This is a genomic window from Thalassospira sp. CH_XMU1420-2, assembly GCF_037029325.1.
GTDB classification, from domain to species: Bacteria; Pseudomonadota; Alphaproteobacteria; order Rhodospirillales; family Thalassospiraceae; genus Thalassospira; species Thalassospira povalilytica.
Genome location: NZ_JAYMEG010000002.1, coordinates 996,173 through 1,008,326 on the forward strand (window position 1 = coordinate 996,173; position 12,154 = coordinate 1,008,326).

At 55.7% G+C, this 12,154-nt stretch carries 8 protein-coding genes; all 8 read left to right on the forward strand.

Annotation, left to right across the window (positions count from 1 at the left end):
• Positions 1-84 precede the first annotated feature (84 nt).
• A complete protein-coding gene (locus WA429_RS09250) occupies positions 85-1,074 on the forward strand; it encodes a CorA family divalent cation transporter (protein WP_068520026.1) in 990 nt (329 codons plus the stop codon).
• Positions 1,075-1,211: 137 nt separating this feature from the next.
• The gene (zapE, locus tag WA429_RS09255; RefSeq protein ID WP_287465266.1) at positions 1,212-2,339 is read left to right on the forward strand and encodes a cell division protein ZapE; all 1,128 of its coding nucleotides are present in this window, start codon (positions 1,212-1,214) and stop codon (positions 2,337-2,339) included.
• A gap of 588 nt (positions 2,340-2,927) precedes the next feature.
• The gene (mdh, locus tag WA429_RS09260) at positions 2,928-3,878 is read left to right on the forward strand and encodes a malate dehydrogenase (RefSeq protein WP_068519918.1); all 951 of its coding nucleotides are present in this window, start codon (positions 2,928-2,930) and stop codon (positions 3,876-3,878) included.
• 141 nt (positions 3,879-4,019) lie between these two features.
• Positions 4,020-5,249, forward strand: coding sequence for an ADP-forming succinate--CoA ligase subunit beta (gene sucC / locus WA429_RS09265; RefSeq protein WP_228196313.1), 1,230 nt, complete (start codon positions 4,020-4,022; stop codon positions 5,247-5,249).
• Positions 5,250-5,251: 2 nt separating this feature from the next.
• Positions 5,252-6,127: a succinate--CoA ligase subunit alpha gene (gene sucD, locus WA429_RS09270; protein ID WP_068519920.1), complete on the forward strand. Its 876-nt coding sequence runs from the start codon at positions 5,252-5,254 to the stop codon at positions 6,125-6,127.
• 69 nt (positions 6,128-6,196) lie between these two features.
• Complete coding sequence (locus tag WA429_RS09275) at positions 6,197-9,109, forward strand: 2-oxoglutarate dehydrogenase E1 component (RefSeq protein WP_068519921.1); 2,913 nt, start codon at positions 6,197-6,199, stop codon at positions 9,107-9,109.
• 105 nt (positions 9,110-9,214) lie between these two features.
• The gene (odhB, locus tag WA429_RS09280) at positions 9,215-10,480 is read left to right on the forward strand and encodes a 2-oxoglutarate dehydrogenase complex dihydrolipoyllysine-residue succinyltransferase (RefSeq protein ID WP_068520028.1); all 1,266 of its coding nucleotides are present in this window, start codon (positions 9,215-9,217) and stop codon (positions 10,478-10,480) included.
• A gap of 24 nt (positions 10,481-10,504) precedes the next feature.
• Positions 10,505-11,911: a dihydrolipoyl dehydrogenase gene (gene lpdA / locus WA429_RS09285; RefSeq protein WP_068519922.1), complete on the forward strand. Its 1,407-nt coding sequence runs from the start codon at positions 10,505-10,507 to the stop codon at positions 11,909-11,911.
• The last annotated feature ends 243 nt before the right edge of the window (positions 11,912-12,154 follow it).

Genomic DNA, 12,154 nt, shown 5'->3' on the forward strand with positions numbered 1-12,154 from the left:
CAAACGTTTCGTTCCCATGATTGATGAAATCGCCATCTGCTGATTGCCCGCATGATTTTCGGCAAAACAGCCAAGGAGCCCCCAATGCACAAATCGGCCCTGATCAACGCCTTTCAGATCAACCAGGACGGGTCGGCAAAACCGATCGAATGGAGCACCCTGCAAGACGGGCTGCCAGCGCCAAGCGAGACATCCTATGTCTGGGTTCATCTTGACTGGATGGGCGAAGGGGTACGCAACTGGCTGATCAATATTGCCGGTATTGACCCGACGATTGCCGATACCCTTGCAACACGCGGCACCCGTCCTGGGGTGTTCTTCTATGATCCGGGTTATTCACTGAACCTGCGCGGGGTCAACCTGAATGCCGAAAATGACCCGGCCGATATGATTTCGGTGCGTTTCTGGGTCACCTCAAACATGGTCATTACCCTTCGCAATCAGTCGCTTAAGGCATTTGACGATATCCGTTCGGCAATTGCGCAAAACAGCGCACCGCGCAGCATCGATGATTTCGTTTTGACCGTGGCTGAAAGACTGATTCACCGGCTTGAAAATGTCGTGCGCGGCATCGAGGCAGATGTCGAAACCATCGAGGAAGACCAGGAAACCGTTGCAGAGGGCAAGACCCTTGCCCTGCGTCGGCGCGGGTCGGATATCCGCAATTCCGTCTCGCGGCTGCGCCGCCATCTGGCCCCGCAGCGAGACGCGCTTTCAAATTATGTCGAACAGAAACCGGCTTGGTCGGACAAGCGTTTCAAGCGGCGCGGGCGGGCCCTGACCGACAAGACGATCCGCCTGATCGAAGAATTTGATTCGCTTCGTGAACGCATCCAGATCGTGAACGAGAACCTGATGGCGATCGAAACCGAACAGATGAACCGCACCATGTACTGGCTGACCGTAATTGCCGGTCTGTTCCTGCCGATCAGTTTTGTCACCGGGCTTCTTGGCATCAATGTCGGGGGTATTCCGGCGGCGGACAACCCTTACGGCTTTGTCACGGTTGCGGTGATTTTGACGGCCATTACCGCCTTTGAAATCTGGCTTTTCAAAAAAATGCGCCTGATCTGACGGGCGGGCATCACTGGCCACGCCTGCCAAGGGCAGAATGCGCAATCGCATCAAGCGCCTTGTTGCATTGCAATGCGTCTTGGCGCTATGACATTGCACATTGAGCTGATTTCTTTCACTGCATCCGAGACTTGTTGATGACCGACGGCCCGCTTTCCCGTTATCGCGCGAAAATCACATCTGGCGAGCTGTCCCACGATCCGATGCAGGAGCTGTGCGCGGAAAAACTCCAAAGCCTGAAAAATGCGCTGTCCCATTACGAACCCTCGACCGGGTCGGGCGGCTGGCGTGAACGGTTTGGATTGACCCGGCGCCGCGAAGAACCCACCCCGCCATCCGGGCTTTATATCTATGGCGAAGTCGGGCGTGGCAAATCCATGTTGATGGACCTGTTCTATGAAACCATCGACATTGAAAAAAAGCGCCGCGTGCATTTCCACGACTTCATGCAGGACGTGCATGAACGCATGCACCGGTTCCGCCAGACCAAGAAAAAAGATGACGCCGACCCGATCCCGCCCATCGCCAAGGACCTGGCCGATGGGGCCTGGTTGCTGTGCTTTGATGAAATGCAGGTCACCGATATTACCGATGCGATGATCCTTGGTCGGCTGTTCGAACAGCTGTTTGACCATGGCGTGGTGATTGTGACCACCTCGAACCGCGTCCCGGATGACCTTTACAAGGACGGCCTCCAACGTCAGAACTTTCTGCCTTTCATCGATATGATCAAGCAGAAGCTTGATGTGCTTGAACTGGCCAGCCCCACCGATTACCGGATGCGCAATCTGACCGCAGCAGACGTATTTCTGTATCCGTGCCAGCGTGAAGAAGCCGTTGGCAAGATTGATGAAATCTTTGAAACCCTGACACAGGGGGCACGCGTTGCCCCCGACAGTTTGACCATCAAGGGCCGCAAGATTGAAATCTCGGCCGCGGGGGCCGGTATTGCCAAATTCAGCTTTGACGAGCTGTGCACACGTCCGCTTGGCCCGGGGGATTACATCGCCCTTGCCACGCATTTTCATACCATCGTCATTGATTTTATTCCCAAACTGCCGGATTCCCGCCGGGACTGGGCCAAACGGTTCGGGACATTGATCGATGCAATGTATGAACACAAAACCAAACTGATCTGCGCAATTGAATGCGACCCGACCGAGATCTACACCGACGGCGATTATTCGTTCGAGTTCCAGCGCACGGTGTCGCGCATGACCGAAATGCGCAGCCAGGAATATCTCGACATGGCGCATTTGACCTGATTTCTGGCCCATGGCGACCACGCAAATGATCACGGATCGCGCCGCCGGGATGGGTCAAAAAACGACTCCACCCATCAGAGTTTAAAACGGTTGCAATAATTCGCCATATGGGCGCGTATCGCCGGGTGATTCTTGCGTGAGGCATGTCACAAACGCACAATCGCGCAAATTTCATCGTATTAGCGTTTTTTCGTGTACGTGCCCGTCGCATGGCTGATGGCCGTTTCGTGCAATGCTGGGGCGGTGCAATCGGGATCGCACGCCCGAATTGGCAGCAAACGCGCAGACTGCCTTTCCTTTAGGCAGCCCGCAATCGTAAACAGGCTTTGGTTTTGCTGCGCATTCATGCGCCTTCGCAACCGCAACATGAACGGTTTTTAAGCGTTTAGACCATAGTTGCAACAAACCCCGAACCGGCGGTTTTCCTCGTAAAAACAGCGGGGTTTCCCCTTGTAAATCGAGACGATTCAGTTTACGACACTCGATGTTTACGAACGATTATTTCGCGTTCGCAGGTTTAAATTTTCAATCGCGCTCCCAAGTTGAGTTTCGACCCCCAGGAAGCGTAATAGGGAAGAAGGTAACGGAATGGCCCGCAACAAGATCGCGCTCGTCGGTGCTGGCAATATTGGTGGCACGCTTGCTCACCTCGTCGGCCTGAAAGAGCTTGGCGACGTCGTCCTTTTCGACATCGTTGATGGAATGCCACAGGGCAAGTCGCTTGACATTGCTGAATCCTCCCCCGTCGACATGTTTGATGCCGACCTCAAGGGTACCAGTGACTATAAAGACATCGCAGGCGCTGATGTTGTTATCGTCACCGCAGGTGTAGCTCGCAAACCGGGCATGAGCCGTGATGATCTCATCGGCATTAACACCAAAGTCATGACCCAGGTCGGTCAGGGCATCAAAGAACATGCTCCGAATGCATTCGTCATCGTCATCACCAACCCGCTTGATGCGATGGTCTGGGTGATGCAGCAGGCAACCGGCTTCGATCCGAAGAAAGTTGTCGGCATGGCAGGCGTTCTGGATTCGGCACGTTTCCGTTACTTCCTCGCAGAAGAATTCAACGTATCGGTCAAAGACGTTACCGCATTCGTTCTTGGCGGCCACGGCGACACCATGGTCCCGTCCATCCGTTATTCGACCGTTGCCGGTATCCCGGTTCCCGACCTGATCAAAATGGGTTGGACCACTCAGGAGAAAATCGACGAGATCGTACAGCGCACCCGTGATGGCGGTGCGGAGATCGTTGCCCTGCTCAAAACCGGTTCTGCTTTCTATGCCCCGGCTGCTTCGGCAGTTGCGATGGCTGAAAGCTACCTGAAAGACCAGAAACGCGTCATGCCGGTTGCTGCTTATCTGAGCGGCGAATACGGCGTTGATGGTATTTACGTCGGCGTCCCGGTTGTTCTGGGTGCTGGCGGTGTTGAGCGCATCGTCGAGATCAATCTTGACGAGTCCGAAAAAGCAAACTTCGACAACTCCGTGAACGCAGTTCGCGGCCTCGTCGATGCTGCTAAGGGCATGCTCTAAGAACGCGAAGCGGGCTGGTCGTTGACCGGCCCGTTTTTCAATCATTGGTGTTTTTAAAACTTCAATGATCGCGGGCCTCGCAAACAAAGTCCCTCCCGCATATACGGGGACATTGAAATCCCGATTTCTGACCCACAGGAAATCGTACGGAAGGCAAGAAAGCGACCGAACATGAATATTCATGAGTACCAGGCGAAAGAAATTCTTCGCAAATACGGTGTGACCGTGCCGAATGGCAAAGTTGCATATACCGCTCAGGAAGCCATCGAAGCTGCCCAGTCCCAGGCTGGTCCGGTTTACGTGGTGAAATCCCAGATCCATGCAGGTGGCCGCGGTAAAGGCACCTTCAAGGAAGCCAAAGCAGGCGATAAAGGCGGCGTTCGCGTTGTCAAAAGCGTCGAAGAAGTTGGCGCAAACGCTGAACAGATGCTCGGTTCGACCCTGGTGACCCACCAGACCGGTCCGGAAGGCAAAGAAGTCAAACGCGTTTACATCGAAGAAGGCTGCGATATCGCACGCGAACTGTATCTTTCGGTTCTCGTCGACCGCGCTTGCTCGCGCGTGATCTTCATGGCTTCGACCGAAGGCGGCATGGACATCGAAGAAGTTGCCGAAGCAACCCCGGAAAAGATCGTCACCGTTGACATCGATCCGGCTGCCGGCTTCTCGGGCTTCCATGGCCGTAAACTGGCATTCGCACTTGGCCTCGAAGGCAAGCAGGTTTCCAAAGCTGTCAAATTCATGTCGGCAATGTACCAGTGCTTCCTCGACACCGATGCAGCCATGGTTGAAATCAACCCGCTGGTCGTGACCGGCGAAGGCGACATCATCGCGCTCGATTGCAAAATGAACTTCGACGACAACGCGCTGTTCCGTCATCCGGACATCGAAAACCTGCGCGACGAAGACGAAGAAAACCCGGCTGAACTTGAAGCTGCCAAACACAGCCTCAACTACATCAAGCTCGATGGCACCATCGGCTGCATGGTTAACGGCGCAGGCCTAGCCATGGCAACCATGGACATCATCAAGCTTTATGGTGGCGCACCGGCAAACTTCCTTGACGTTGGTGGCGGCGCGACCAAAGAACGCGTTACCACGGCCTTCAAACTGATCCTGTCTGACCCGAATGTCGAAGGCATCCTGGTCAACATCTTTGGTGGCATCATGCGTTGTGACGTGATTGCAGACGGCGTTGTGGCAGCTGCCCGCGAAGTCAGCCTGAACGTTCCGCTGGTTGTTCGCCTTGAAGGTACGAATGTCGAACTTGGCAAGAAGATCCTCGAAGAATCGGGTCTGCCGATTGTTTCGGCTGACAACCTTGCCGATGCCGCCGAGAAGGTGGTCAAAGCTGTGAAGGAGGCCGCGTAACTATGGCTGTTCTCGTCGATAAAAACACCAAAGTTATCTGCCAGGGTTTCACTGGTTCGCAGGGTACTTTCCACAGCGAGCAGGCTCTTGCATATGGCACCAAAATGGTTGGCGGTGTTACCCCGGGTAAAGGCGGCACCAAGCACCTTGACCTGCCGGTCTTCAACACCGTTGCCGAAGCGAAACACGTTACCGAAGCAAATGCTTCTGTAATCTATGTTCCGCCGCCCTTCGCAGCAGATGCAATTCTTGAAGCCATCGATGCAAAAATCGAACTGGCTGTCTGCATCACCGAAGGTATTCCGGTTGCTGACATGGTTCGCGTCAAGCGCGCGCTCGAAGGTTCTTCGACCCGCCTGATCGGCCCGAACTGCCCGGGTATCATTACCCCGGACGAATGCAAAATCGGCATCATGCCGGGTCACATTCACCGCCGCGGCAAAATCGGTATCGTTTCGCGTTCCGGTACGCTCACCTACGAAGCAGTTGCACAGACCACGGCCGCAGGCCTGGGTCAGTCGACCTGTATCGGTATCGGTGGTGACCCGGTCAACGGCACCAACTTCATCGACTGCCTCGACCTGTTCCTGAAGGATCCGGAAACCGAAGGCATCATCATGATCGGTGAAATCGGTGGTTCGGCTGAAGAAGAAGCATGTGAATTCCTGCAGGCTTCCAAAGTCAAGAAACCGGTTGCTGGCTTCATCGCCGGTGTTACCGCACCTCCGGGTAAACGCATGGGCCATGCCGGTGCGATCATCTCGGGTGGCAAAGGTACTGCCGATGCGAAAATGGAAGCCATGCGCAGCGCTGGCGTTCTTGTTGCCGATTCCCCGGCAAGCCTCGGCTCGACCATGCTGAAGGCTTTGAAGGGCTAATCTGGGTAGTCAGAGGAAAGGCAAGGGGGGGCGTGGTCCTGTCTTGGGGACCATGCCTTCCGACCACAAATGAAACCTCAAGATCTCGACACGATTCTTAACGAGTCGAACGCAACCTACATCGCTCAAATCTATGCCCGGTATCTGGAGAACCCGTCTGCGGTTGACCAGAGCTGGGCTGAGTTTTTTGACGGGTTGCAGGACGACGCCTCCGAACTCCTCGCAGAAATGCGTGGGCCGAGCTGGCAGCCGCGGGAAACCAAGGTTGTTGGCGGCATGGAGGGATACGACGTCTCACAGGGACATGCCGAACGTCAGGCCCAGGTGGCCTATGCACCGGCAGCCCTCGCAGCACCGGGAGCGGCACAGGTCAATTCTGATGCCATCCGCGCTGCGGCCAATGATTCCATTCGCGCACTGATGCTGATCCGATCCTTCCGTGTGCGCGGCCATCTGGAAGCAAATCTGGATCCGCTGGGCCTTGCCCCGCGTGAACCGCACCCGGAACTTGATCCCAAGACCTATGGCTTCACCGAAGCCGACATGGACCGTCCGATTTTCATCGCGAACGTTCTGGGTCTTGAAACCGCGACCATTCGCCAGATCGTTTCTCTGGCGCGCAAAACCTATTGCGGGTCGATCGGTATCGAATTCATGCACATTCAGGAACCTGAACAGAAGTCATGGATTCAGCAGCGGATCGAAAGCATCGGCAACCAGACGCAGTTTACTGCACGCGGCAAGGAAGCCATCCTTGAGCGCCTGGTAGAAGCCGAAGGCTTTGAAAATTATCTGCATACCAAATATGTCGGCACCAAGCGTTTCGGCGTTGACGGTGGCGAAGCCCTGATCCCGGCACTTGAACAGATCCTTAAACGTGGCAGCCAGCTTGGCATCCGCGAGGTCGTGTTCGGTATGCCGCACCGTGGTCGTCTGAACGTTCTTGCCAATGTCATGGCCAAGCCGTTCCGCGCGATCTTCTCGGAATTCATGGGCAACCCGTCCAAGCCGGACGACGTGATGGGCTCGGGTGACGTTAAATATCACCTTGGTACGTCCGCCGACCGTGAATTTGATGGCAATGTTGTTCACCTTTCGCTGACGGCGAACCCGTCGCACCTTGAAGCGGTGAACACTGTTGTCCTTGGTAAGGTCCGTGCAAAACAGTCCCAGCGCAAAGACACCAATCGCGAGCAGGTCATGGGTATCCTCCTGCATGGTGATGCGGCCTTTGCCGGTCAGGGTCTTGTTGCGGAAACCTTCGATCTGTCGCACCTCAAAGGGTATCGTACCGGTGGTACCATCCACTTTGTTGTGAACAACCAGATCGGTTTCACGACCAAGCCGACCGATTCCCGTTCTTCGCCCTATTGCTCGGACATTGCCAAAGTCGTTCAGGCACCGATCCTGCACGTCAATGGTGACGATCCCGAAGCAGTGGTTCATGCGGCCCGCATCGCGACCGAATTCCGTCAGGAATTCAAACAGGACGTCGTTATCGACATGTTCTGCTATCGCCGCTTTGGCCACAATGAAAGCGACGAGCCGGCCTTCACCCAGCCGAAGATGTATGACGTGATCGGCAAACACCCGACCACCAAGGACATCTATGCACAGCAGCTGATCAAGGAAGGTCTTCTGACCGAAGAACGCGTCAAGGAACTGGACAAGTCGTTCCAGGATTATCTTGATGAAGAGTTCAAGGCGTCCGAAGCATACCGTCCGAACAAGGCTGACTGGCTTGAAGGCAAATGGTCCGGACTTGCATCCTCGCATGGCGAAGATGCCGACTGGATCGGCAAGACCGGCGTCGACGAAGATCTTCTTCAGGAAGTTGGCCGTGCGCTTTCGACCGCACCGGAAGATTTCGACATCAACCGCAAAATCCTTCGTCAGTTGAAGGCCAAGGCGAAGATGTTCGAAACCGGCGAAGGTATTGACTGGGCAACCGCCGAAGCACTGGCGTTCGGTACGCTGATGTGCGAAGGCACCCCGGTCCGTCTTTCGGGTCAGGATTGCCAGCGTGGTACCTTCTCGCAGCGTCATGCCAAACTGGTCGACCAGACCACTGAGGCCAAATACACTCCGCTCAACAACATCCGCACCGGTCAGGCCGAGCTTGAGGTTCTCAACTCGCCGCTGTCCGAAGCCGGTGTTCTGGGCTTTGAATATGGTATTTCCCTTGCCGAGCCGCACTCGCTGGTTCTTTGGGAAGCCCAGTTCGGTGATTTTGCCAACGGTGCACAGGTCATCATTGACCAGTTCATCAGCTCGGGCGAAGCCAAATGGCTGCGTATGTCGGGTCTGGTGATGCTTCTGCCGCACGGTTACGAAGGCCAGGGTCCGGAACATAGTTCGGCCCGTCTGGAACGTTACCTGCAGCTTTGTGGTGAAAACAACATGCAGGTGGCGAACTGTACGACACCGGCAAACTATTACCACATCCTGCGCCGTCAGATCCGTCGCTCGTTCCGTAAGCCGCTGATCCTGATGACGCCGAAGTCGCTTCTGCGTCACAAGCAGTGCGTGTCGAACCTGTCCGAATTCGGTCCGGGAACGACATTCAAGCCTGTGATCGAGGAAACCGGCAAGCTGGTAGATGCCAAAAAGGTCAAACGCGTCGTTCTGTCGTCGGGCAAGGTCTATTACGATCTTCTCGCCGAGCGCGAAAACCGCGGCATCGAAGATGTTGCCCTGGTTCGTGTCGAACAGCTTTATCCGTGGCCGGAAAAAGAACTGGCAACGGAACTTGCGAAATACCCGAATGCTGATGTCGTATGGTGTCAGGAAGAATCCGAGAACATGGGTTCCTGGTTCTTCGTCGATCGTCGTATCGAAGCCACCCTGTCGAGCATTTCGCACAAGGCGGGTCGTCCGGTTTACGTTGGTCGCGCAGCTTCGGCTTCGCCGGCAACGGGTCTTCTGAAGGCCCACCTGCGTGAACAGGCCGAACTGGTCGATGCGGCACTAAGCGTAAAATAACTTTACCGAACGGGCGAGCAATCGCCCGTTCAATACGTTCATTTAGAATTCATTCGCATCATGGCAGACCCACACTGCCTGATTGAAAAAACGGTCGAGGAAAAAATGGCGACTGAAGTTAAAGTTCCCGCGCTGGGCGAGTCTGTATCTGAAGCCACGGTGGCAAAATGGTACAAAAAAGTCGGTGAAGCTGTTGCTGCCGATGAACCGATTGTCGAACTTGAAACCGACAAAGTGACCGTTGAAGTCAACGCACCGGTTGCCGGCGCGATTGCTGAACTGGTTGTTGGTGAAGGCGACGAAGTCGAAGTTGGCGCCCTGATCGCCATGATCAACGAAGGTGCCGAAGGCGCTGCTGCTGCTCCGGCAGAAGAAAAAGCAGAAGCCAAGGCGGAAGAAGCTCCGGCCAAGAAAGAAGAAGCCAAACCGGCTCCTGCTGCTGCGCCGGCCGCTGCCACCGCAGCCAACACCGACCATCCGCTGCCGCCGGCAGTTCGCAAACTGGTCGAAGACAACAATCTTGACCCGGCCGCCATCCCGGCAACCGGCAAAGATGGCCGTCTGACCAAAGGCGACGTCATGAACTATCTTGCTGGTGGCGCACCGGCACCGCGTGCGGCTGCACCGGTTGCTGCGGCCCCGGCAGCGCCGAAGCCGGAACGTGAACTGCGTGACGGTGAAGAGCGCGTCAAAATGTCCAAGCTGCGCCAGACCATCGCGCGCCGCCTGAAAGAAGCCCAGAACACCGCGGCCATGCTGACCACTTACAACGAAGTGGACATGACCAACCTTCTGGCTTGCCGTAACCAGTACAAAGACGGCTTCGAGAAGAAGCACGGTGTGAAGCTTGGCTTCATGTCCTTCTTCATCAAGGCCTGCACCACGGCCCTGAAAGAATGGCCGGCTGTTAACGCCGAAATCGACGGCAACAGCTTCATCTACAAAAACTACTGCGATATTGGCGTTGCCGTTGGTACCCCGCAGGGTCTTGTTGTTCCGGTTATCCGTTCGGCCGAAGAAAAAACCTTTGCCGAACTCGAAAGCACCATTGTCGATTTCGGCAAACGTGCCCGTGACGGCAAGCTTGGCATGGATGAAATGACCGGCGGTTCCTTCACCATCTCCAACGGTGGTGTCTTCGGGTCGCTTCTGTCCTCGCCGATCCTGAACGCACCGCAGTCCGGTATTCTCGGCATGCACAAAACCCAGATGCGCCCGGTCGCAATCGACGGCAAAGTCGAAATTCGTCCGATGATGTATCTGGCACTGTCCTATGACCACCGTATCATTGACGGTCGCGAAGCGGTTTCGTTCCTGGTACGCGTCAAGGAATGCATCGAGAACCCGGAACGCATCCTGCTCGACATCTGATCAGACAAAAGGATCAAAGAACTCATGAGTGAGAACTACGACATTGTCGTGATCGGTGGCGGTCCTGGCGGTTATGTTTGCGCCATCCGCGCCGCACAGCTCGGCCTTAAGGTTGCCTGCGTTGAAAAACGCGGTGCACTTGGCGGTACCTGCCTGAATGTCGGTTGCATTCCGTCCAAGGCACTGCTGCATTCGTCCCACCTGTTCGAAGAAGCTTCGGAACATTTCGATACCCACGGCATCGAAGTTTCCAAGCCGAAGGTCAATCTTGAAAAGATGATGGCCCGCAAGGACAAGGTCGTTGACAGCAACGTCAAAGGCATCGAGTTCCTGTTCAAGAAGAACAAGGTTACCTATGTCAAAGGTGCCGGCGAGATCACCTCGCCGACCTCGGTCAAGGTTGCCCTTCTTGATGGTGGCGAAGAAACCCTGAATGCCAAGAACATCGTCATCGCGACGGGTTCGGAAGTCACCCCGCTGCCGGGTGTTGAAATTGACGAAGAAAAAATCGTCTCTTCGACCGGTGCGCTGACTCTTCCGAAAGTGCCGAAGAAGATGGTTGTCATTGGTGCTGGCGTCATCGGTCTGGAACTTGGTTCCGTCTGGCGTCGTCTGGGTGCCGAAGTCACCGTTGTTGAATTCCTGGACCGCATTCTGCCGGGCATGGATGGCGAGCTGGTCAAACAGACCCAGCGCATCTTTGCCAAGCAGGGTCTTGAATTCAAACTCGGCCACAAGGTAACCGCAGCAAAAACCACCAAGTCCGGCGTGACCCTGACTGTTGAACCGTCCAAAGGCGGCGATGCAGAGGAACTCAAAGCTGACGTGGTGCTGGTTGCCATCGGTCGCCGTCCTTACACCACCGGCCTTGGCCTGGATAAAGTTGGTGTTGAACTCGACGAACGCGGTCGTGTCAAAACCGACGAATATTTCCAGACCAATGTTGGCGGCATCTTTGCGATTGGCGACACCATTGCCGGTCCGATGCTTGCCCACAAGGCTGAAGAAGACGGCGTTGCCCTTGCTGAAATGATTGCCGGCGAAGAAGGCCATGTCGATTACGGCAAGGTCCCGGGTGTTGTTTACACCTGGCCGGAAGTTGCTTCTGTTGGCAAAACCGAAGAGCAGCTTAAGGAAGAAGGTGCCGAATATTCTGTCGGTAAATTCCCCTTCACCGCCAATGGCCGTGCGAAGGCAATGGAAAGCACCGATGGTTTCGTCAAGCTGCTTGAAGACAAGAAAACGCACCGTGTCGTCGGCGCGCATATTGTCGGCCCGGCTGCTGGCGATCTGATTGCCGAAGTGGTTCTGGCGATGGAATATGGCGCATCTGCCGAAGACATCGCACGCACCTGCCACGCCCACCCGGCCCTTGGCGAAGTCGTCAAGGAAGCCGCACTGGACGCGGACAAGCGCGCAATCCACATGTAAATGATCGGACATTCGTCTGACTGACAAACGGCCGTCCCGTTCATTCGGGGCGGCCGTTTTGTTTTGGCCGTGCCCGGGTCTGAGTTCGGGACCACGTCCAGGGCCGAGGCTGGGGCTGGGATCGGGGCCGGGGCCGGGGCCGGGAACGGGAACGGGAACGGGATCGGGATCGGAATTCCGGTACAATGCCCAAGATCGACATTGCGACAGGTCAGCTTTGCGCTTTTGTCCGATGATTGGCGC

Coding starts and splice junctions, on each gene's coding strand:
- WA429_RS09275 (WP_068519921.1), top strand. CDS start 6,197: ATGAAACCTCAAGATCTCGACACGATTCTTAACGAGTCGAACGCAACC.
- mdh (WP_068519918.1), top strand. CDS start 2,928: ATGGCCCGCAACAAGATCGCGCTCGTCGGTGCTGGCAATATTGGTGGC.
- zapE (WP_287465266.1), top strand. CDS start 1,212: ATGACCGACGGCCCGCTTTCCCGTTATCGCGCGAAAATCACATCTGGC.
- WA429_RS09250 (WP_068520026.1), top strand. CDS start 85: ATGCACAAATCGGCCCTGATCAACGCCTTTCAGATCAACCAGGACGGG.
- odhB (WP_068520028.1), top strand. CDS start 9,215: ATGGCGACTGAAGTTAAAGTTCCCGCGCTGGGCGAGTCTGTATCTGAA.
- sucD (WP_068519920.1), top strand. CDS start 5,252: ATGGCTGTTCTCGTCGATAAAAACACCAAAGTTATCTGCCAGGGTTTC.
- lpdA (WP_068519922.1), top strand. CDS start 10,505: ATGAGTGAGAACTACGACATTGTCGTGATCGGTGGCGGTCCTGGCGGT.